Origin of the sequence: Corynebacterium sp. TAE3-ERU30, from assembly GCF_019209925.1 — a bacterium.
In the GTDB taxonomy this organism is placed as follows: Bacteria; Actinomycetota; Actinomycetes; order Mycobacteriales; family Mycobacteriaceae; genus Corynebacterium; species Corynebacterium megadyptis.
The window spans coordinates 522,775-543,214 of record NZ_JAHUTO010000002.1; the positions used below are offsets into that span (position 1 = coordinate 522,775).

At 60.7% G+C, this 20,440-nt stretch carries 19 protein-coding genes and 2 tRNA genes; 11 read left to right on the top strand and 10 right to left on the bottom strand.

Annotation, left to right across the window (positions count from 1 at the left end; all coding sequences use genetic code 11):
- Positions 1 to 12: 12 nt before the first annotated feature.
- Positions 13 to 345, bottom strand: a complete 333-nt coding sequence (locus KR227_RS05310) for a helix-turn-helix transcriptional regulator (RefSeq protein ID WP_151640884.1) — start codon at positions 343 to 345, stop codon at positions 13 to 15.
- Between the two features lie 141 nt (positions 346 to 486).
- Positions 487 to 1,467 (bottom strand): malate dehydrogenase, encoded by a 981-nt coding sequence (locus tag KR227_RS05315; protein WP_218364166.1) that lies wholly within the window; start codon positions 1,465 to 1,467, stop codon positions 487 to 489.
- A gap of 477 nt (positions 1,468 to 1,944) precedes the next feature.
- On the opposite strand from KR227_RS05315, the gene KR227_RS05320 reads away from it, so the two are divergent.
- Positions 1,945 to 2,832: a TetR/AcrR family transcriptional regulator gene (locus KR227_RS05320; protein WP_151549331.1), complete on the top strand. Its 888-nt coding sequence runs from the start codon at positions 1,945 to 1,947 to the stop codon at positions 2,830 to 2,832.
- A 105-nt stretch (positions 2,833 to 2,937) separates the two neighbouring features.
- Here the strand turns inward: KR227_RS05320 and clpX are convergent, their stop codons facing one another.
- The gene (clpX, locus tag KR227_RS05325) at positions 2,938 to 4,212 is read right to left on the bottom strand and encodes an ATP-dependent Clp protease ATP-binding subunit ClpX (protein ID WP_218364167.1); all 1,275 of its coding nucleotides are present in this window, start codon (positions 4,210 to 4,212) and stop codon (positions 2,938 to 2,940) included.
- Positions 4,213 to 4,672: 460 nt separating this feature from the next.
- On the opposite strand from clpX, the gene KR227_RS05330 reads away from it, so the two are divergent.
- Complete coding sequence (locus KR227_RS05330) at positions 4,673 to 5,305, top strand: YtxH domain-containing protein (protein WP_218364169.1); 633 nt, start codon at positions 4,673 to 4,675, stop codon at positions 5,303 to 5,305.
- A gap of 219 nt (positions 5,306 to 5,524) precedes the next feature.
- On the opposite strand, the gene KR227_RS05335 is transcribed toward KR227_RS05330, so the two are convergent.
- From KR227_RS05335 to KR227_RS05350, 4 genes are all read right to left on the bottom strand, one after another.
- On the bottom strand, positions 5,525 to 6,139 hold the full coding sequence (locus KR227_RS05335; protein ID WP_018018933.1) for an ATP-dependent Clp protease proteolytic subunit: 615 nt from the start codon (positions 6,137 to 6,139) through the stop codon (positions 5,525 to 5,527).
- Positions 6,140 to 6,169: 30 nt separating this feature from the next.
- On the bottom strand, positions 6,170 to 6,766 hold the full coding sequence (locus tag KR227_RS05340) for an ATP-dependent Clp protease proteolytic subunit (RefSeq protein WP_151529103.1): 597 nt from the start codon (positions 6,764 to 6,766) through the stop codon (positions 6,170 to 6,172).
- Between the two features lie 188 nt (positions 6,767 to 6,954).
- Positions 6,955 to 8,310 carry a trigger factor gene (gene tig / locus KR227_RS05345; RefSeq protein WP_151529102.1) on the bottom strand — a complete coding sequence of 452 codons (1,356 nt, stop codon included), beginning with the start codon at positions 8,308 to 8,310 and terminating at the stop codon, positions 6,955 to 6,957.
- Between the two features lie 182 nt (positions 8,311 to 8,492).
- Positions 8,493 to 8,566: transfer RNA gene (locus tag KR227_RS05350), tRNA-Pro, on the bottom strand.
- An 829-nt stretch (positions 8,567 to 9,395) separates the two neighbouring features.
- Between KR227_RS05350 and KR227_RS05355 the strand changes: the two genes are divergently transcribed.
- From KR227_RS05355 to KR227_RS05375, 5 genes are all read left to right on the top strand, one after another.
- Positions 9,396 to 10,379 carry an ABC transporter permease gene (locus KR227_RS05355; RefSeq protein WP_218364171.1) on the top strand — a complete coding sequence of 328 codons (984 nt, stop codon included), beginning with the start codon at positions 9,396 to 9,398 and terminating at the stop codon, positions 10,377 to 10,379.
- 2 nt (positions 10,380 to 10,381) lie between these two features.
- On the top strand, positions 10,382 to 11,422 hold the full coding sequence (locus KR227_RS05360) for an ABC transporter permease (RefSeq protein ID WP_218364172.1): 1,041 nt from the start codon (positions 10,382 to 10,384) through the stop codon (positions 11,420 to 11,422).
- A 3-nt stretch (positions 11,423 to 11,425) separates the two neighbouring features.
- A complete protein-coding gene (locus tag KR227_RS05365; protein ID WP_218364173.1) occupies positions 11,426 to 13,468 on the top strand; it encodes a dipeptide ABC transporter ATP-binding protein in 2,043 nt (680 codons plus the stop codon).
- A gap of 65 nt (positions 13,469 to 13,533) precedes the next feature.
- Positions 13,534 to 15,210: an ABC transporter family substrate-binding protein gene (locus KR227_RS05370; protein WP_218364174.1), complete on the top strand. Its 1,677-nt coding sequence runs from the start codon at positions 13,534 to 13,536 to the stop codon at positions 15,208 to 15,210.
- A gap of 236 nt (positions 15,211 to 15,446) precedes the next feature.
- Complete coding sequence (locus KR227_RS05375) at positions 15,447 to 16,271, top strand: MerR family transcriptional regulator (RefSeq protein WP_218364175.1); 825 nt, start codon at positions 15,447 to 15,449, stop codon at positions 16,269 to 16,271.
- Positions 16,272 to 16,331: 60 nt separating this feature from the next.
- On the opposite strand, the gene KR227_RS05380 is transcribed toward KR227_RS05375, so the two are convergent.
- A tRNA-Gly gene (locus tag KR227_RS05380) sits at positions 16,332 to 16,403 on the bottom strand.
- Between the two features lie 100 nt (positions 16,404 to 16,503).
- Between KR227_RS05380 and KR227_RS05385 the strand changes: the two genes are divergently transcribed.
- Both KR227_RS05385 and KR227_RS05390 read left to right on the top strand, forming a co-directional pair.
- Entirely contained in the window at positions 16,504 to 16,716 is a 213-nt protein-coding gene (locus KR227_RS05385; RefSeq protein ID WP_151529096.1) for an AlpA family transcriptional regulator, read from the top strand.
- Positions 16,717 to 16,807: 91 nt separating this feature from the next.
- The gene (locus KR227_RS05390) at positions 16,808 to 17,632 is read left to right on the top strand and encodes a DUF1542 domain-containing protein (RefSeq protein WP_218364176.1); all 825 of its coding nucleotides are present in this window, start codon (positions 16,808 to 16,810) and stop codon (positions 17,630 to 17,632) included.
- 83 nt (positions 17,633 to 17,715) lie between these two features.
- Here the strand turns inward: KR227_RS05390 and KR227_RS05395 are convergent, their stop codons facing one another.
- On the bottom strand, positions 17,716 to 18,180 hold the full coding sequence (locus KR227_RS05395) for a ribose-5-phosphate isomerase (protein WP_151529094.1): 465 nt from the start codon (positions 18,178 to 18,180) through the stop codon (positions 17,716 to 17,718).
- Between the two features lie 72 nt (positions 18,181 to 18,252).
- Here KR227_RS05395 and KR227_RS05400 point away from each other — a divergent pair, with 72 nt between their 5' ends.
- Together KR227_RS05400 and KR227_RS05405 are read left to right on the top strand one after the other, a co-directional pair.
- Complete coding sequence (locus tag KR227_RS05400) at positions 18,253 to 19,212, top strand: DUF1524 domain-containing protein (protein WP_370625172.1); 960 nt, start codon at positions 18,253 to 18,255, stop codon at positions 19,210 to 19,212.
- 151 nt (positions 19,213 to 19,363) lie between these two features.
- On the top strand, positions 19,364 to 19,699 hold the full coding sequence (locus tag KR227_RS05405; RefSeq protein WP_218364179.1) for a hypothetical protein: 336 nt from the start codon (positions 19,364 to 19,366) through the stop codon (positions 19,697 to 19,699).
- Positions 19,700 to 19,743: 44 nt separating this feature from the next.
- On the opposite strand, the gene KR227_RS05410 is transcribed toward KR227_RS05405, so the two are convergent.
- Complete coding sequence (locus tag KR227_RS05410; protein ID WP_218364181.1) at positions 19,744 to 20,388, bottom strand: DsbA family protein; 645 nt, start codon at positions 20,386 to 20,388, stop codon at positions 19,744 to 19,746.
- Positions 20,389 to 20,440 lie beyond the last annotated feature (52 nt).

Below are 20,440 nucleotides of genomic sequence, written 5' to 3' on the forward strand. Positions count from 1 at the left end.
CCACCCGAGCCTTTAAGGCATGAGCAAACGAGCCAAATGGGCGAACTGCTCATCGCTGATGGTGTAGCGCACCCGCCGACCCTGCTGATAACGATGAATGAGCCCCACCTCGTGCAACTTCTTGAGGTGATGGCTCACTGTGGGCTGGGAAATCTCCAGAATCTCTTCCAATTGTGCCGAGGACATCGAGCTATCCGAGGCCACGAGAGAGAGCAGGCGCAGGCGGGTGGGATCACCCAAGACCTTGAAGGCTGCGGCAATGGCCGCGGACTCGTGTGGGGAGAGGTGGTGGCTATTGAGCGAGCGCTCAACCGGAAGCTCACTGGTGCGCGTCGGGGCGCTCATCTTAGTCCTCCTAATTTTAGGTTTGGCTAACTTTGTCTAATGTACATCGCCGCAGAAGGAGGAAGCAAGCAAAAACCGCCAGATCCCACATAAGGGAATCTGGCGGTAGCAGGAGCGCGCACCCACTGGGGCGCACGAGGTTTAGAGCAGGCCGGCGTTCTCTACGGCGGCGCGCTCCCCGAGCAGCTCCTTGACGTTAGCGGCAATGCGCTCAGCCTGGAACTCGGAGATCTCGAGACCCTCGACGATCTTCCACTCACCGTTCTCGCAGATGGTGGGCTGGCCGGCGAGGATGCCCTCGGGCACGCCATAGGCGCCGGTGCCCGGAACAGCGGCGGAGGCCCAGCTGCTGGTGCCGTTGATCCAGTCGTGCATGTGGTCAATGGCGGAGGAGGCAGCGGAGGCAGCGGAAGACTTGCCGCGCACCTCGATAATTTCTGCACCACGCTTGGCCACGCGCGGCACGAACTCGTTGACGTACCACTCGTGATCCACCAGATCGGAGACCTTCTCGCCATTCACGGTGGCGTAGGTGATGTCCGGGAACTGGGTGGCGGAGTGGTTGCCCCAGACGACCATGTTCTCGAAATCGGCGGAATCCTTATCCAGCTTGGTGGCCAGCTGCGAAATGGAACGGTTGTGATCCAGGCGCATCATGGCGTTGAAGCGCTCGTGGGGCACGTCCTTGGCGGCAGACATGGCGATCAGGGCGTTGGTATTGGCCGGGTTGCCCACCACGAGCACGCGCACATCATCAGCGGCGTGATCGTTAATAGCCTTGCCCTGCGGGCCAAAGATCTTGCCATTGGCCTGCAGCAGCGCGGAGCGCTCCTCGCCCTTGCCGCGGGGCTTGGCACCCACGAGGAACGCTGCGTTAGCGCCATCGAAGGCTACAGCAGCGTCATCGGTGATGTCGATGTTCTTCACCAGCGGGAAGGCGGAATCCAGCAGCTCCATGGCCACGCCCTCCGTGGCCTTGACGGCCTCAGGGATCTCGAGGAGCTTCAGCTCCACGGGAACATCCTTGCCGTAGACATCGCCGTTGGCGATACGCCACAGCAGGGAGTAGGAGATCTGGCCGGCGGCACCGGTGACGACGATTTTCTTGGGGGACTGGGACATGATGTGGCCTTGCCCTTTCTTAGTAGAGTACTTTGAGCCCAGCATAGCGAGTCCGATCGTGTTTTGCTTGTTTGATTGCACACGTCACATGTCTGAAATCTGGGATAATACCCACGGAAACACCACAAACTCGGAACTTTCCTGTCCGAACCCCTGCGTGTAGGCCAACAAAACGGGCATGGTGCTGGCCCCGCCGAGTGAGCGTCGATAAGCGAAAAAGTACGGATCTAACACCACACGCGGGTGAGGGAATTCCAACCCCTAAATGGTGTGACGAGCTTCGTACTCGCGGTCGGAAGAATATGCGGGTAGTACCATAATTTGGGGTGGAAAAGACGCCACCCCTGCCCGTTGTGCTTCACCGCGAGGAGCGTGAGGGCACGATTGAATAGTTGAAGGAACACCGCACGTGACGGCCGCACGACCCACCCAGAACGGACGTCAGTGGCCCGATCTCAAGGAGGATAACGCGCAATCATGACATCTGACTCCTCGCCCTATAAATACACCTCTGCGGACGCCGCGCAGTCCTCGGTGTATGCGGGAGAAGATCTCGCTCCCTTGAACTTCGAAGATGGCAGCATGCCACTACCCACCACCCCCGAGGCGGACTCCGCCGCGGCCACCGCCCCAGAGAATGAGGAGGGCGTCACTCCGGAGCATGTGGTGAAGGTAGCGCTGCGCACATTCGCCACGCACGGCTTCAAAGATTCCCGGCTCAAGGCCATCGCCAGCGAGTCCGGGATGTCCAAGCGCATGATCCACTATCACTTTGGCGATAAGCGCGGGCTGTATGTGCGGGTGATCCAGCGCGCCATCGCCGATCTGCGCCCGGTCATTGATGAACAGGCCCTCGAGACCGCCGTGCCGGTGGAGGGTATGCGCTCCATGGCGGAAGCGATCTATGACCAAATCACCGCGCACCCCCTGGCGGCACGGCTATTGGTGATGGAATCCCAGCAGAATCAGGCCAATATGGAGCTCTCCGGCCCCTTCGCGGATCAGTCCCAGGCGATGCTGCACATGGAGAAGCTGCTGATGCTCGGCCAGGATTCGGGGGCATTCCGGCCGGGAATTTCGGTGATCGATATCTACACCATCATCATCGCGCCCACGCTCATGCGCAGCACCTACTATTCCGCCTACCTCAATCTCTACAACGTGAACCTGTTGTCCCAGGAGAATACCGAGGGCATGCGCCGCATGGCGGTGGATACTGTGCTGAGCTTCTTGACCTCTAATATGCAGTCCAGCGGCGGGATGAGCTATCTCAGCGCCGATGCCACCACGCATCTCAAGCACGACAATCAGGCCGGCGGCGAGGACATCTATTCCATGGAAGACAGCCTCTACGGCAGCTCTTAGGAGCGGCGCTTATCGACGCCGCCCTCCCCCAGCCATCCTCAAGCACACGAAAGGCCAGCCCCTCGGGGCTGGCCTTAATGTGTCTGCCGCTAGGGCGCCACGGTCTTAGGCAGTTTTTTCCGCGCCGTCTCCATCTGCGGAGTATTCCGGCTCCTCTTCGCCACGGGCGGCGGGGCCGGTGATCGTGACGGTGGAGACATCCTCGCGATCTGGGACCGTGTACATGATCGGCACCAAAATCTCTTCCATAATTGCGCGCAGGCCGCGGGCGCCGGTCTTGCGCTCTAGGGCCTGATCGGCGATGGAGGCCAATGCCTCCTCCGTGAAGTGCAGGGACACCCCATCCATCTCGAAGAGCCGCTCATACTGCTTCACTAGGGCGTTGCGCGGCTCGGTGAGAACCTTCACCAACGCCTCGCGGTCGAGGTTGCCCACCGATGCCACGACGGGCAAACGGCCAATGAACTCGGGGATCAGCCCAAACTTCACCAGATCCTCCGGGCGCACCTCGGTGAAAATATTCTCCGTGGTCTCCGGCTTGAGGGAGCGCACCTCAGCACCGAAGCCCAAGCCCTTCTTACCGCGGCGCTCCTCGATCACCTTCTCCAAACCAGAGAATGCACCGGCCACGATGAAGAGAATATTAGAGGTATCCAGCTGGATGAACTCTTGGTTCGGGTGCTTGCGCCCACCCTGCGGTGGGATAGCAGCCACGGTGCCTTCTAGGATCTTCAACAGAGCCTGCTGCACGCCCTCGCCCGAGACATCGCGGGTGATGGAGGGGTTTTCGGACTTCCGCGAGATCTTGTCGATCTCATCGATGTAGATGATGCCCGTTTGCGCGCGATCCACATCAAATTCTGCGGCCTGCAGCAGCTTCAGCAGAATATTCTCCACGTCCTCGCCCACATAGCCGGCCTCGGTGAGGGAGGTGGCGTCGGCGATAGCGAAGGGAACATTGAGCAACCGGGCCAAGGTTTGGGCGAGATAGGTCTTGCCGGAACCGGTGGGCCCCAACATGAGGATATTGGACTTGGCGATCTCCACCTCGTCCTCATCCATGGAGAAGGAGGCGCCGACCTGGCGCATGCGCTTGTAGTGGTTGTACACCGCCACAGCGAGTACCCGCTTGGCCTCGTCTTGCCCGATCACGTACTCATCGAGGAACTCCGCGATCTCGCGCGGGCGAGGCAGGCGGCTCTCCTCCGCCTCCTCTTGGGCGGCGGTATTGAGCTCCTCCTCGATGATCTCATTACACAGCTCGATGCACTCATCGCAGATGTAGACTCCGCCACCTGCAATGAGCTTTTTCACCTGCTTCTGGCTCTTTCCACAGAAGGAGCACTTCAACAGGTCAGCAGTCTCTTGCATATGTGCCATAAGCTGGAAAAACCCTCATTTGCGTCTCGTGTGTTGTGCGGCAGGAGCCGAGTGCGTCCTACCTACTCTAGCGCCTCCACCCCTAGGAGAGGCAGCGGCAGCGCCGAGCACACCATCCTTCAACCATTCTGCACCCAGAGCTATTCCTCACCCCGTGCACGGCCCCACCCCGCGGTGCCGATGGAACCTCCAGCAGGAAAGTATTAAGAAATGCAACCCTTTCTTTAACGTGATTTACATCTCCCCTTAATTGCAATTAAACACATTAAAAAGCAGGTCTCAGTGAAATATGGCGATTGTGCACCACTTCCATAATCGTCACATATCTATAACATTCTCAGATTTAATTTGATATTGGACGAATGGGCACTACAGTTAGGGCAGAAGGCCTGCTGCACAGCCTAACAGCCCAGCATGGCCCGATTTTCTCAACAAACCTATTTACTCAAGGAGTTAAATTATGCGTAAAAACACCCTGCGCACCGTTACCGCCATCGCTGGTTCCACCCTATTGCTTGGCCTTGCCGCCTGCTCTAGCGATGACGCCTCTGACGCCGTATCCGATGCCACCGATTCCGTCAGCTCTGCTGCCTCTGAGGTCAGCGACGCCGCCGGTGACGCCAAGGACGAGGCCGAGGATGCCGCTGGCGACGCCAAGGACAAGGCTGAGGATGCCATGGACGACGCCAAGGACAAGACTGACGACGCCATGCACGACGCCAAGGACGCTATGGACCACAAGGATGCCATGGATGTCGCCGAGGCTGACCTGCCCTCCGAGATCACCGAGGCCGCTGAGTCCTACGACATGTACGGCGAGAACGCCGGAGCTTTCGTCTCCGCTTATGAGCGCGACGGCGTGACCGTTGCCGAGTACGAGAACGCTGCCTTCGTCAAGAGCGACGCCGGCACCTACCCCGTCATCGGCGGTATGTGGAAGGTATGGCAGAACGAGGGCGGCCTGGACTCCGAGATCGGCGCCCCGACCGAGGCTGAGCGCGAGGTCGATGGCGGCTGGGAGCAGACCTTCACCGGCAAGACCATTCACATCATGCCGAATGAAGAAGGCACCTTCGTTGAGTCCTTCAGCTAATAGGCATTCGCTGAGCATCCACCTCCGCCGCTAGGCGGTCCCAGCTGGGTGCTCGCAACACAGCTCCCCTCCTCGCCTATGCGAGGAGGGGAGCTGTTGTCTGTGTGGTGCACGCGCGCTCCGGCAGCCGCCGCTGACGCCGCCACGGCATGACAACGGCGGGCGATACCCTCTGCCATGGAAGGTATCGCCCGCCGTTGTGTGCAGGCTCTGGACGGACTAGCCGTTGAGCTTGCGGTAGTCGAAGACTTGGTCCACGATGCCGTAGTCCTTGGCCGCCTCGGCGGTGAGGATCTTATCGCGGTCGGTATCAATACGGATCTGCTCCGCGCTCTGACCGGTGTGACGGGCCAGCGTCTCCTCCATGAGGGTGCGCATGCGCTCGATCTCCGCAGCCTGGATCTCGAGATCCGAGACCTGGCCCTGAATGCCCTGGGTGGCGGGCTGGTGAATAAGCACGCGGGCATTCGGCAGCGCGGCACGCTTACCGGGGGCGCCGGCGGCGAGCAACACGGCGGCCGCGGACGCAGCCTGGCCGAGGCAGACGGTCGATACGTCGGGGCGGACGTACTGCATGGTGTCATAAATCGCCATCAGCGAGGTGAAGGATCCGCCGGGGCTATTGATGTACATGGTGATATCGCGGTCCGGGTCCTGCGACTCCAGCACCAGCAACTGCGCCATGATGTCATTGGCCGAGGTGTCATCCACCTGGGCGCCGAGGAAGATGATGCGCTCCTCGAAAAGCTTGTTATAGGGATTCGACTCCTTGGTGCCATAAGCGGACTGCTCAAGGAAGGACGGCAGGATATAGCGGGACTGTGGCATCTGCATAGTGAAAGGCTCCTTATTCGTGGGGGTGGATTAGTTATTAATAGCGCCCTTGGCGGACTCGATCACGTGATCCACGAAACCATAGTCCTTCGCCTGCTGGGCGGTGAACCAGCGGTCACGGTCGGAGTCTTTCACAATCTGCTCCACGGGCTGGCCGGTATGCTCGGCGATGAGCTCGGCCATTTCCTTCTTGGTATAGGCGAACTGTTCCGCCTGAATAGCGATATCCGCCGCGGTGCCTCCCACGCCTGCGGAGGGCTGGTGCATCATGATGCGGGCGTGGGGCAAAGCGAAGCGCTTGCCCTTGGTGCCGGCAGAAAGCAGGAACTGCCCCATCGATGCCGCAAGGCCCATGCCATAGGTGGCAACGTCGCACGGGGCGTACTTCATGGTGTCGAAGATAGCCATGCCGGCGGTGACGGAACCGCCAGGGCTATTGATGTAGAGGGAAATGTCCCGGTTGGGGTCCTCTGCCGAGAGCAACAAAATCTGGGCACAGAGCTTGTTGGCAATCTCATCGTCCACCTGGCTTCCGAGGAAGATGATGCGCTCGCGGAGGAGGCGCTCAAAGACGGAGTCGCTCAGGTTGAGTCCTGCGGCTGCGTTGGTCATGTGTGGGGTGGTCATTGTTTCTCCTTTGAATCCCAATATCTCGTCACTTCAGGCTACCGCTGTGGCGGGAGCCGAGTCAGCTTTGTTCGCTCACAGCTTAGGGATGTCTCCCACAGTGCCACGACGTACCGAAGAAAACGAAAGGCAGCACCGCACCCATGCGGTGCGGCACTGCCTCAAGGCTTTGCGCTGCAGTCTCGAATTTACTCGGACTCAGCTTCGGACTCGGACTCCGGCTCCTCATCGCCGAAGTACTGGGCCGGATCCACCTCGTTGCCCTCGGTGTCCTTAACGCTCACCTTGCAGATGGCCTCGGCGAGAGCCTTGCCGCGGCGCACATCAGCGAAGAGCGCGCCGAGCTGGCCGGACTGCTGCAGCTGACCGAAGAACTGGGCCGGCTCCATGCCGTAGCGCTGGGCGGTGAACATGATGTGATCGGACATCTCCTGCTCGGTGACCTCCGGCTCGAGCTCCTCGGCCAGACGGTCGAGGAAGAGCTGGTTGCGCACTGCATCCTCGGCGGAGTTGCGGGCGTCCTCGTCGAACTTCTCACGGCTGGTGCCCTGAGCCTCGAGGAGGGTGTCCAGGATCTTCTCGTCACCGCCGACCTGCTGCAGCAGCTGGTCGCGCTGAGCCTTGACCTGCTCCTCGACGACGCCTTCCGGCAGCGGGAACTCGGACTGGGAGAGCGCTGCGGAGAGAACCTCATCGCGAATAGCGGCGGCCTGGCCGCCCTTGGCGTCCTCTTCCACCTTCTTCTCGAGGGACTCGCGGAGCTCCTCCACGGTGTCGAACTCAGAGGCCATCATGGCGAACTCATCGTCCACCTCGGGAAGCTCGCGCTCCTTGACGGACTGCAGGGTGACGGTGATCTCGCCCTGCTCGCCGGCGTGCTCGCCCATGTGCAGCTCGGACTCGAAGGTGGCGGACTCGCCAACGGAGAGACCGGTGAGGGCCTCGTCCAGACCCTTAATCAGGTCATCGGAACCGATGTTGTAGGACATGCCCTCGGTCTTGGAGTCCTCGATGACCTCGCCGTCGACCTCGGCGTGGAGGTCGATGCTCACGAAGTCACCCTCCTGAGCGGCGCGCTCCACGGTCTTGAGGGTGCCGAAACGGGAACGAAGCTCCTCGAGCTCCTTCTCCACAGCGGCGTCCTCTACCTTCAGCGGCGGCACCTCGACGTTAATGTCCTCGAAGGACGGGAGGGTGATCTCGGGGCGGACGTCCACCTCGGCGACGAACTCGACGAGCTCGCCGTCTTCGATCTTGGTGATGTCAATCTCGGGCTGGCCGAGCACCACGAGCTCATTTTCTTCCACAGCCTGGCTGTAGCGAGACGGCAGCATGTCATTAACAACCTGCTCGATCACGGGGCCGCGGCCGAAGCGGGCATCGATGAGCTGGCGGGGGGCCTTGCCCTTACGGAAACCGGGAACCTGCACCTGCTGCGCAATGGCCTTATAGGCCTGGTCGAACTCGGACGAGAGTTCCTCGAAGGGAACCTCAACCGTAACCTTAACGCGGGTGTCGTTCAGCTTTTCGACGGAACTCTTCACGAGTCACTCTCCTGAATTTTCTTACTGCGTACGATGATGATCTGTTATGTCTGAGGGCCCGTAGTAGCCGCGCTCTCTTGCGGTGTCACGTTGGTATTTCACCGGCTGAAGCGTAGTGCCCCTACGAGCCCTCATTGTCGATATACGTGGGAATCTCGCGCCGAAGCACTCGATACCCCTCGTCGGGACGACAGGATTTGAACCTGCGACCCCCTGCTCCCAAAGCAGGTGCGCTACCAAGCTGCGCCACGTCCCGTGTGTGTTGTACAAGCCCGATGCCCTCGAGCTCCTACGTAGTTTACAAGTACCAACACTACCCGCCCCGCACTAGGGTGCCCACTACCTACGTTTACCCCGCTAGAACAGCTTTTATCCCCTCGCATCGCGCAGCCGCCGCACCATATAACTGTGCCGTTTTCCCGCGCCAGACTCCACGCGCCCACACACCCAGCGCGCGCCATCGTCACCCACGCGGACCCAGCCACGTCACGCCATCGCCTCGCTGCTGAGAATTTACTAAGACGACCCTAATATTGCTCCCGACTCGTCTCACAGTGAGGGATAGACATCCCACGACCTCCGCCGCCCATCCCAACCCTTTCGGGGGTAGATTCTCGCCCCCAGCCCCACATTGCAGACACGACATCCCAGCCACCACACCCGCAGGAATAGAGACCGCTCGCCCGTGACCACTTCTTAGCGTTGCCTAAATTGACCCCGCCGGTGTCGGACACGGCCCCTAACCAGCAATCTTTCAACCCAGTTCAGAGCGCCTTTTCGGAAGCGACAAGCGGCGCGCGAGTCGCCGCCGCTAACTCTTAAGGGGGAGCAGATTAGGCATGGGGCGCCGCCACCACAGGCCCGCACGCATTCACCCCCTTGAAAATGAACTTTCCCCACACGCTTTGAATGTGGCAGTAGTCACTTTGGTGCTAATATCTTCCTAAGATACGTCAGCGGCTGTCTAGCATTTCCTGTAAGTCCGCGTGTGATCGACAGGATTCGATGTTCTTCGAGGGCATCACTGCAGCGGCCCGACGCTGCCCGACACCGGTACCAAAGCGACAATGAAGGGATGCGCCCCTATGGCGAAGTACCTACTAAAGAAGATCGCTGGTTGGTTCGCGATGATTTTCGTCGCGGTCAACATCACCTTCTTTTTGGCCTCCGCATTCCTCGACCCTCGGTCGAACTACGCAGGTAGGCGCCCAGCTATTCCGGAGGAGAGGATCGACGCCATCCTCGCCCCGAAAAATCTCAACGATAAGGACCCCATCCTGGAACGGTGGTGGACCTGGCTGACGGATATTTTGTTCCACTGGAACTGGGGCCTCTCCCCGCTCGGAGATTCAGTCAATGACGAGATTTCCTACCGCATCTGGGTGTCCGCACGACTTCTTCTGCTCGCCACCATCCTGTCCGTTCTCATTGGTGTGAGCATCGGCGTGTTCACGGCATCTCGCCAGTACAAGCCCGGCGATCGCTTCTTCCAGTTCTTCTCGATCGTCACCATGAACATCCACGTTGTCGTGGCATCGATCTTCTTTGTGTGGGCGGCTGTGAAGATCAACCAGCAGGCGGGAAAAACCATCTTCTACGTCACAGGGGCTTCATCAATCGGAGTCGAAGGCGTTATTCCGAAGATTATTGACGCAGCCCAGCACCTCGCCCTGCCAACGATTTCGCTGGTGATCATCTCCTATGCGGGCTATCACTTCATGCAGCGCTCCATGCTGCTCGACAATATCGACGCCGACTATGTGCGCACAGCTCGTGCAAAGGGCATGACGCGCAACCAAGCTATCCGCCGCCACGCGCTGCGTACTTCCGCCATTCCGGTGGCAACGTCCGTGGCCTTCTCCATTACCGGCGTGTTCACCGGCGCGATCATGACCGAAACGATCTTCGCGTGGAACGGCATGGGCAAGTACTTCCTGCAGACCCTCAACAGCAATGACATCCATGGCACCGTGGCCGTGGCCGCTTTCGGAGCGCTCATGACCGCGATCGGCGCGATCCTTTCCGACATCCTGGTTGTCATTCTTGATCCTCGAGTGCGGGTGAACTAACAATGCGCAAAGAATTCCGAAACAATGGCGCCGATGACTCTGAGGATGTCAACGCCAACGCCCTCCCAACTAATGACTTCACGGCAGCGAGCTCGCCGTCGACGCAGAGCGCCATCGCCTCTGTGACCGAAGAGGAGATCGATAAGGCACAAACCCAGCTCGAGCACGATCACCTCGCTGGGGGCAAGCCGATTTCGCGCCTGAAGCTCTACGCTCGCCGCTTCATGCGGAACAAAATGGCGGTTGTCGGCGCCGTGGTATTCCTTCTTCTCGTTGTCTTTGCCACGGTGGGCCCGCTGACCGCGAAGTACGCCTATGACTTTTCCGACTTCACTGCTCTCGGCGTGCAGCCCAACTCCGATCATTGGTTTGGCACCAGCGCCTCGGGCAATGACCTCTACGCCATGGTGATCCAGGGGTTGCGGCGCTCGCTCGTTATCGCCGTCGTCGTCTCTGTGGCCACCACCGCGCTATCCGCACTGATCGGAACCACCGCTGCCCTTCTTGGTGGACGCCCGGAGAAAGCCATCTTGGGTGTGATTCACTTCCTGCTCGTGGTGCCGACCTTCCTCATCCTCGCCCTCTTGGTCTCCGGATCTGGTGGCGACTGGAAGATCCTGATTGTCGTGCTGATCGCCTTCGGCTGGATGTTCCCCGCCCGTGTCATCTGGTCCATGACCATTTCCGTGCGGGAACGCGAGTACGTTAAGGCGGCCCGCTACATGGGTGTCTCCAATGCCCGCATCGTGGTGCGCCACCTCATTCCGAACATCGGCTCACTGCTGGTTATCAACCTCACGCTGGGAGTGGTCAGCGCCGTGATGAGCGAAACCGGTCTCTCCTTCTTGGGACTCGGTGTGAAGCTGCCCGACGTCTCGCTCGGCACGCTCCTCTCTTCTGGCGCATCGAGCGTTCAGGTCTCGCCATGGGAGTTCTACTTCCCCGCGGCGGTACTCACCCTCCTGACCGTGTCCATGGCGTTCATCGCCGATGGTCTGCGTGACGCCCTCGACCCCAACTCCGCCGCAGCAGGAAAGGCATAACACATGACTACGCCAGTCCTCTCAGTCAAAGACCTTCACGTCGCATTCCCCTCCGAGGCGGGAAACGTCGACGCCGTGCGCGGTGTGTCCTTCGACCTCAAGCCCGGACAGACACTCGGCATCGTTGGCGAGTCCGGCTCCGGCAAGTCCGTATCCTCCCTCGCAGTGATGGGGTTGCTCCCGGATTATGCGAAGATCACTGGCTCCGCCACCCTCGGCGGGCGGGAACTCCTCGGCCTCAGCGACACAGAGATGTCCCAGGTCCGAGGCAAAGAGATCGGCATGATCTTCCAGGATCCGCTCTCCGCGCTGACTCCCGTGTTCGATGTAGGAACACAAATTGTGGAGGCCATCCAGTGCCACGAGAAGATCTCGAAGGCGCGAGCCTGGGACCGTGCCGTCGAACTGCTCGATCTCGTGGGTATTCCGGATCCGAAGCGGCGCGCTAAGGCGTTTCCGCACGAGTTCTCCGGCGGTATGCGGCAGCGTGTGGTGATCGCTATTGCCATCGCCAACAACCCCTCGGTCCTCATTGCCGACGAGCCCACCACGGCTCTCGATGTGACCATCCAGGCGCAGGTGCTGGAGTTGATCAAGAAGGTACAGCAGGAGACCAACGCTGCGACCATCATGATCACCCACGATATGGGCGTGGTCGCGGATATGGCCGATGACGTGATGGTGATGTACGCCGGCCGCCCCGTCGAGCAGGCCCCAGTCCAAGAGCTCTTCGATAACCCGAAGATGCCCTATACCGTGGGATTGTTGGGCTCTATTCCCTCGGCGGCGAAACGCGATTCCTCGTCGTTGACCTCGATCGAGGGAAATCCCCCGATCGCTATCAACCTCCCCGATCAGTGCACCTTCGCGCCGCGCTGCCCCATCGCCACCGAGCAGTGCCTCGAGACCGAACCGAGCCTGCGCAGCATTGCGCCGGGGCATGACGCAGCGTGTGTGCGTAGTCATGAGATTGAGCGCCGGACGATCGACGGCGCAGATATCTTCCCTGCACCACAGATCACGGAGAACACCCTGGCGCATATCCCCCGCGAAGAGCGCGAGACGGTGCTCGATGTGCAGAACCTGCAGAAAACCTTCCCGCTGATCAAGGGCGCCTTGTTAAAGCGCAGGGTGGGCGATGTACACGCGGTCAAAGACGTGTCCTTCAATATTCGCGAAGGCGAGTGCTTCGCCATCGTGGGCGAGTCCGGTTCCGGTAAGACCACGACCCTCCTGGAAATCATGGACTTGGCCCCCAGCGAACCAAGCAAGGTGGTCATTAGCGGCAAGGATGTCACCACTCTGAAACGCAAGGAGCGTCGCCTGCTCCGCCGCGATATCCAGATTGTGTTCCAAGATCCGATGGGGTCGCTGGATCCTCGCTTGACCGTGGCGGATATCATTCGCGAGCCGCTCGACGCTTTGGAGTGGGAGGGAGATAAGAACGAGCGGATCTATGAGCTCATGCGGCTTGTGGGGCTCAACCCCACCCACGTGGATCGCTTCCCCGGCCACTTCTCGGGCGGTCAGCGGCAGCGTATCTCCCTCGCTCGTGCTCTCGCGGCGGAACCGAAGCTGATTGTTCTCGATGAGCCAGTCTCCGCACTCGACGTATCCATCCAGGCCGGCATGCTCAACCTCCTCGATGACCTCAAGGCGCGGCTGGGTGTGAGCTACCTCTTCGTGGCCCACGATCTGTCGGTGGTGCGCCATATTTCCGATCGAGCTGCAGTGATGTATCTGGGCGAGTTCGTGGAGAAGGGCGATACTGACGAGCTCTTCGATAACCCCCGCCACCCCTATACCCAGGCGCTTCTCTCCGCCATTCCGCTTCCCGACCCGGTTGCCCAGCGCAATCGCACGCGGACGCTATTGAAGGATCACCTGCCTTCTCCCACCGAGAAAATCAGCGGCTGCCCCTTCCGCACTCGCTGTCCTCTCTACGAGGAACTCGAGGAGTCGAATCGCACGATCTGCGAATCGACCACTCCTGATCTGCGCCCTGTAGACGGCGCCGATCACTACCAGTCATGTCTCATGCGGTAGTGCCCGGTTGCTTATAACTTCATATTGCCCTAGTTCACATTCCCTCAAGAGAGATGAGTGACACCATGAAATTACACACCCCAACCAAGAAGTTGGTGGCAGTGCTCTCTGCCTCAGCCTTGGCACTCGCTGCCTGCGGGGACGATGGCTCTGGATCCGTGTCCACTACGGATGGAGCTGGGGTCCCGGACGCCGACTTCAATGAGCAAGACCGCGATAACCTCAAGGACGGCGGTACCCTGACCACCGCTATCGGAGAGATCTCCGAGCAGCAAAACCCCTTCCACGCAGACGGCACGTTGTACTCCACCATTATGTGGTCCTGGTACAACCCGATGACCGTCCACTACTCCCCTGAGGGCGAGTGGTCGACCGACCCGAACTACATCCTCGACGTAAAGGAAGAGGAAGAGGACGGCAAGACCAAACTCACCTATGAGATCAACGAGGACGCCACCTTCAACGATGGCACCCCGATTGACTGGCGCGCGTGGGAGACCACGTGGAAGATCAATGAAGGCAAGGACGAGGCCTACACTCCTAGCTCTACTGATGGATACGAGCAGATCACATCGGTGGAAAAGGGCGAGACCGATAAGGAAGCGGTGGTGACCTTCGCGGGCACCTACCCCTGGTGGCAGGGCCTGTTCAACTTCATCGCTCACCCCGAACTGGCAAACCCAGATAACTACAACTCCTATCTGAAGGAAGTGCACCCCGAGTGGGGCGCTGGCCCGTTCAAGATTGAGGATGTGGACTTCCAGAATGGAAATGCCACCTTCGTGCGCAACGAGAAGTGGTGGGGTGACACCGCGAAGCTCGACAAGCGTGTTTTCCGCCAGATGGAGTCCCAGGCAGCGATCAACGCCTTCAAGAATGGCGAGATCGACGCGGTCAGCGCCAGCTCCCGCTCTGACTATGCGGCAGTGAAGGATCTCGCCGACACCGAGATCTATGTGGGACGCGCCCCCAAGAACACCCTCTTCTTGCTCAACGGCGAGTCGGACATTCTCAAGGACATCAAGGTACGTGAGGCCTTCGCTAAGGGCCTGGATCGCGAACAGCTCGCGGATATCTGGTACCAGGGCCTGCCCGCGAAGCTGGAGAACCCCGGTTCCTTCATCTTCTACCCCTTCCAAAAGGATTACGAAGATAACTTCGAGGCTGTCGCCGGCTACCACCCCGAGGAAGCTAAGCAAATCTTGGACGAGGCTGGCTGGACCGAGGGTGCCGACGGCATCCGCGAGAAGGATGGCGAGAAACTGACTCTGCGCTACGTGCTCGTGGGCGAGTCTGACCTCGTGAAGTCCTCCGCGCAGGCTACCCAGCAGATGCTGAAGAATATCGGTATCGACATCTCCATCGACGTCCGTCCGAGCTCTGAGTTCTCCAAGACCCTGCAGAGCAAGAACTACGACATCTTCCCGATGGGCTTTAGCTCGAGCGATCCTTATGGTGTGGCCTACTTCGGCCAGACCTACCGCTCTGACTCGCAGCTGAACCGCTCCAACACCGGCACCCCGGAGCTGGACGAGAAGATCGCGGAGCTGCAGAAGCTGCCGACCCGCGAAGAGCAGATCAAGCGAAGCAATGAGCTGGAGAAGGAAGCACTTGCCCGTTATGGCATCCTTCCGATCAACACCGCTCTCGGTGTCTCCGCCGTCAAGAGCGGCCTGGCCAACGTTGGCCCCATGGCCTTCGGTGACGTGCCGATCGAGAACATCGGCTGGGTCAAGGAGTAACCCACCCAGTCACTGACCTAGGTTGTGCCTGACAGCGCCGAGCACCAGCTGCTCGGCGCTGTTTCTTATTGCGCTGAAGACCCTCGGCCCGTGATGGATCGAAGGGAGGGAGAATGAACGTGCTCGTGGCGTCGATAAGCGTCTGCTTGCGTATGACGCCGCGTCAACCTCGATGCTGATAGTCGGGCGCACGCATCAGCGGCGCATAGTGAAGATCAAGGAAAGGACACCTGCAGATGGACGAGTTCACCATTGGTGATGTCGCCGAGATTCTGGGGGTGAGTACGCGCACGCTGCGCTATTGGGACCAGATTGGGCTGCTGAGCCCCACCCAACGCACGTGGGCCGATCATCGCCTCTACACCCTCGGCGATGTGCACCGCGGCATGGCAGTGCTGATTTTTCGTTCCACTGGCATGTCTTTGCAGGCAGTGGCGGAGATTATGGACGATCCTTCCGCAATACGCTCTTCCTTGCGCGCGCAACGACGCCATCTCGCCGCCGATGCAGCCCAGCTGCGCGCCCGAGTGCGCGCAGTGGACAACCTAGTGGACTATTTCGTCGAGGAGGACTCAATGTCTGATACACATTCCACCAACCCCACTACCCGCCTGGCGCATGACGCCGCCGCGTGGAAAGCCGAGTGGGAGCGCCATCAGGATGAAGCGGAGCAGCGCTGGTCGCACACCCCAGAATGGTCGGCCAGCCGCACTGCTGCCGAGAACATGGATGAGGCCGGCTGGGCGCACATGAAAAAGAGCATGGACGGCTTTGTCGATGATCTCGTGGCGGCAGCGGAGGCGAAGGTGAGCCCGAGCTCGCCCGCAGCGGCTGCACTGGTCGATCGCCATGCTGAGCTCATCAGCCACTACTACGAGTGCACCCTCGCCAAGCAGGTGCTGCTCGCCCGCATGTACGAAGCTGATGAGCGCTTCGCCTCCTACTATCGCGGTGCCGCACCCTTCCTGCGCGCATGCGTGGAGCAGCAGGCGACCCAGCGCGGCATCGATATCGACGCGGTGGAGTGGGAGGACACACCTCAACCCAACGCCGAGGTATAAACCTGCATAGAAAAATCTCCCGCGGTATCTGTTGGTGATACCGCGGGAGATTCTGTTCAGAGGGAACGACGGGAATCGAACCCGCGTCTTCAGCTTGGAAGGCTGAGGTATTAGCCACTATACGACGTTCCCTTGGTGCTGGGTTATGTTAGCGCATGGATTCCGCACAACGCAAAAAGGGGTGTTTCTTAGTTACCAGACAGAACCAGCGCACTCTGCGTATGCTGGAGGTATGCGCCCCAAAATCATTGATGAAGATACTGGACACGAATTGTGGACTGCGTCTGAATGTGCGGACTACTCCGGCACAGCCCGTGGCACGTTCACCAGTTATGCCACCCGAGGCCGCGCCCCCAAGCCGGTAACGAAGCTCCACGGCCTCACTCTCTGGGATTCCACCGTGGTGCGGGAGTGGGTAGCGGAAAGGTCCGGCTCCTCCAACTAGCCGAAGCGGCACCACTGACTGTCCTGCCGGCACACCCACGGGAACCTCTGAGCCGTTTCCGTCGTTTTCTCCAGTGAACCCTTGTTCAAGGATGCTCTCTGCAGAAAGATTAGGTGAAAACCCAGTGTCAGCTTGGATTTTAATTGCGGTGTCGATTGTCCTCGTTGTGTTTCTCATCAACCGCGTGCAGCAAGGCCAGAACCAGAAGCTCACGCAAACGGACATGGATGATGCCGTGGCAGATGCGCGGCGCTGGATCGAAAGACTCGGCTCCCAAGTGCTGTCGCTGACCGGCTCGGACGCCGCCTCTACCCAGGCGTTGGCGGATGCCTCGGAGCGCTATAACGCCGCCAGCTCGCAGATCTCCACGGCGAATACCCCACAGCAGGCCCGCTTGGCCCGCGAATCCGCCTTGGAGGGCCTGCACTATGTCAATGCTGCCCGCGAGATCATGGATATGCCCGCAGGGCCCGAGTTGCCGCCGCTGGAGGGCCAGCGCGCCGCTGGTAAGGTGACCGAGCCCCGCACCATCCAGCATGAGAACAGCACCATTTCTGCCTCGCCGCACGCTAGCGCGGATACTCCGCACTATTACCCCGGCGGCACTGTCGCAGGCCGCCCCGTTCCAGCCGGCTGGTACTCCACCGCGTGGTGGGGCCCTGCGCTTGCCACCGGCATGTGGACGGCCGGCTCCGTCATGATGTTCTCTGCCTTGTTCTCGGGGATGTCGGGAGTGCACTATGGCGCGGACCAGTTCGCGGATGGCACCGCAGACGGCAGCGACGACTTCGGTGACGCAGGCGATGCGGGCGATGTCGGAGACATGGGAGACGGCGCCGATATGGGCGATGACGGCGGCTTCTTCGACGGCGGCGATGGGGGCATCTTCGACGGCGGCTTCGATTTTGATTTCTAGGCCCAGCGCCGCGCCACAGCCCTGCTAAGCAGAAAACCCCGAGCATGACGCTCGGGGTTGTTCTATGTCTTTAGGCCTCGTCTTTAGGCCTCGGGGGCCACGCCGGTCTTTTCGTAGTCGGCGATGATATCGATACGCCGCTGGTGGCGATCCTCTTGGGACCATTCCTGATCGAGGAAGGCATCCACGATAGACAGGGCCTCCTCCTCGGTGTGCATACGGCCGCCGAGGCCGATGAGCTGGGCGTTATTGTGCTCGCGGGCCAAGCGGGCGGTCTCCACCGACCACGCCAGCGCGCAGCGCGCGCCCGGCACCTTATTGGCGGCGATCTGCTCGCCATTACCGGAACCACCGAGGACGATGCCGAGCGAACCCGGATCGTTCACGGTGCGCTGTGCCGCCTCGATACAGAAGGCGGGGTAATCGTCAGCCGCATCGTAGGTGTGAGCACCACAATCGATCACCTCGTGCCCCTTGGACTCGAGGTGGCTTGCAATAATGTTTTTCATGTCGAACCCAGCATGGTCCGCTCCGAGATAAACGCGCATGGCGTTCAGTGTAGACGAAAAGCGAGGTCCTCAGCCGTGAAGAAAACTCTGGCAACACTCTGTGCCACCCTTGTGCTCGGAGGATGTGCCACCGATACGGAGGTAGAGCACCACTCCACCCCCGCAACGTCCAGCTCTTCCACTACCGAGAGCAGCACAGAGAGTGCGCCGGCGACCACCGACAGCACGGCAGAGTCCACCACAGCTGGCGAGCTGCCCGCCGCGGCTGTCGCGGCTGCAGCGCTGCTGGATGAGCTAGAGGTGAAGGGCCGCGCCCCTACCACCGGCTATAGCCGCGAGGAGTTTGGCCAGCGCTGGAGCGATGACGTGACTGTGGAGTATGGCCACAATGGCTGCGATACCCGCAACGATATTCTGCGCCGCGACCTGGTGGAGATCACCCTCAAACCGAATACTCGGGACTGCGTGGTGCTGCGGGGGCAGTTGCTGGATCCCTACACCGGTGAGTGGATGGATTTCGAGCGGGGCGAGCGCTCCGCCGAGATCCAGATCGATCACGTCGTGGCGCTGTCGAATGCGTGGCAGACCGGGGCGCAGCAGCTTAGTCCGGAGGTCCGGCGCAACTTTGCCAATGATCCCCGTAACCTGCTGGCTGTGAGTGGGTGGCAAAACCAGCAAAAAGGGGCTGGGGATGCTGCGACGTGGCTGCCGAAGAACTCCTCGTTCCGTTGTTCTTATGTGCGCTCTCAGATCGAGGTCAAACACGCCTATGCGCTGTGGGTGACCCCGCCGGAGAAAGCGGCGATGGAGCGCATTCTGCAGCAGTGTCCTGCCGGCGATGCACCCCCAACATCTACTGAGCCGGCACAGCCTGCCACCCCACCGGCGCAGGACACCCCACCGGCCCCAGCGCCAGATCCCACACAGGTTCCCGCCGCCCCGGCCGGTGCGGCCGAGTATGTGCGTAATTGTGCGGAGGCGCGGGCGCGCGGTATAGCACCGCTGCTGCGCGGCCAGCCCGGCTATCGTCCGGGCCTCGATGGCGATAATGACGGCATCGCCTGCGAATAACAGCCGCTTTAGGAGCAGGGGCGGAACGTGCCCCAGACAGGGCGGCAGTCCCGTTGTCGTGGGGTTTCTTCCCGCTGCACACGGTGGGTAGTCTTGAGAGAGAACACATCATGTGCCGCTATACGCAGCACAGAGGACGCAGGGAGGATTCATGTTGGCGAGCACGCACGGCCCCAGCGGGGTGCACCATGATCTGTCCTCGATGCACAATCCCGCGCATAGCCTCCCCGCCACTCAGAGCGTGCCGAGTTTCCTCGCAGACGCGAACACCCAGTTTCCCCGCGCGGCGGAGCTATGGGCTGCCGCAGAGCCGGAAGCGGAGCACTCCCCCAGCCCGGCGCCCGCTGCTGCGGATAGTGCCGCTGCAGATAGTGCCGCTGCTGAAGACGATGAGGCTCGGCCCTGGTGGCGAACCATGGCCGGCATCATCGGTATCTTCATCGTGATTAATCTGATCGCCCTCGGCTTTGGCTCGCTGTTCTTCTAAGCGCGCCGCCTTAGCGCCGCTTCAGCGCCATATCAGCGCGCCGCCTAGGCGCGCCCACCGCGCTCGTCGAGCTGCGGCCCTTCGGTGCGGGAACGCTTGAGCTCGAAGAAATAGGGATAGCCGGCGAGCGTGCAGGAGGCGTCGAATAGCTGTCCTGCTTCTTCGCCGCGCGGCACCCGAGTGAGCACCGGGCCGAAGAAGGCGACATCGCCGAGCTCGATGACGGGGGTGCCCACCTCGTCACCCACTTTGTCCATGGCGCGCTGCTGATAGGCGCGGAGGGCATCATCATTGCTGTCGGTGTGGCCGGCGTCGAGAAGCTCAGCCGGAAGCCCCACCTCGGCGAGGGACGCTGCGATCACCTCGTCGGCGGCATGGTAGCCGCGGACGGTGATCTCCCCACCATGGTGAATGCGGGTGCCCATGGCGGTGTAGAGCGCATCGAGTTTCTCTGGGTGCTGCTCTGCCACGGCGACGAAGACGCGGGCAGGCGCCCAGGTGGCCTTCATCATCTCCTTATAGTCCTCGGGCAGCTCATCGCGGCCCTCATTGAGTACCGCCAAGCTCATGGGCTGCCAGGTGACGCTGATATCGCGGACCTGCTCGACCTCCTTGATCCAGCGGGAGGTGATCCAGCAGAAGGGACACGTGACATCGAAATAGAAAGTAATAGAGCGGGTATTGTTCATGCTCGCCCATGCTAATGCACATCGCGCCACCGCCTCTGCACAGCGCGCATGC

Coding starts and splice junctions, on each gene's coding strand:
- KR227_RS05390 (WP_218364176.1), top strand. CDS start 16,808: ATGCTCTCTGCAGAAAGATTAGGTGAAAACCCAGTGTCAGCTTGGATT.
- KR227_RS05375 (WP_218364175.1), top strand. CDS start 15,447: ATGGACGAGTTCACCATTGGTGATGTCGCCGAGATTCTGGGGGTGAGT.
- KR227_RS05310 (WP_151640884.1), bottom strand. CDS start 345: ATGAGCGCCCCGACGCGCACCAGTGAGCTTCCGGTTGAGCGCTCGCTC.
- KR227_RS05320 (WP_151549331.1), top strand. CDS start 1,945: ATGACATCTGACTCCTCGCCCTATAAATACACCTCTGCGGACGCCGCG.
- KR227_RS05370 (WP_218364174.1), top strand. CDS start 13,534: ATGAAATTACACACCCCAACCAAGAAGTTGGTGGCAGTGCTCTCTGCC.
- KR227_RS05330 (WP_218364169.1), top strand. CDS start 4,673: ATGCGTAAAAACACCCTGCGCACCGTTACCGCCATCGCTGGTTCCACC.
- KR227_RS05385 (WP_151529096.1), top strand. CDS start 16,504: ATGCGCCCCAAAATCATTGATGAAGATACTGGACACGAATTGTGGACT.
- KR227_RS05335 (WP_018018933.1), bottom strand. CDS start 6,139: ATGCAGATGCCACAGTCCCGCTATATCCTGCCGTCCTTCCTTGAGCAG.
- KR227_RS05355 (WP_218364171.1), top strand. CDS start 9,396: ATGGCGAAGTACCTACTAAAGAAGATCGCTGGTTGGTTCGCGATGATT.
- KR227_RS05395 (WP_151529094.1), bottom strand. CDS start 18,180: ATGCGCGTTTATCTCGGAGCGGACCATGCTGGGTTCGACATGAAAAAC.
- KR227_RS05340 (WP_151529103.1), bottom strand. CDS start 6,766: ATGACCACCCCACACATGACCAACGCAGCCGCAGGACTCAACCTGAGC.
- KR227_RS05315 (WP_218364166.1), bottom strand. CDS start 1,467: ATGTCCCAGTCCCCCAAGAAAATCGTCGTCACCGGTGCCGCCGGCCAG.
- KR227_RS05365 (WP_218364173.1), top strand. CDS start 11,426: ATGACTACGCCAGTCCTCTCAGTCAAAGACCTTCACGTCGCATTCCCC.
- KR227_RS05405 (WP_218364179.1), top strand. CDS start 19,364: ATGTTGGCGAGCACGCACGGCCCCAGCGGGGTGCACCATGATCTGTCC.
- KR227_RS05410 (WP_218364181.1), bottom strand. CDS start 20,388: ATGAACAATACCCGCTCTATTACTTTCTATTTCGATGTCACGTGTCCC.
- KR227_RS05360 (WP_218364172.1), top strand. CDS start 10,382: ATGCGCAAAGAATTCCGAAACAATGGCGCCGATGACTCTGAGGATGTC.
- clpX (WP_218364167.1), bottom strand. CDS start 4,212: ATGGCACATATGCAAGAGACTGCTGACCTGTTGAAGTGCTCCTTCTGT.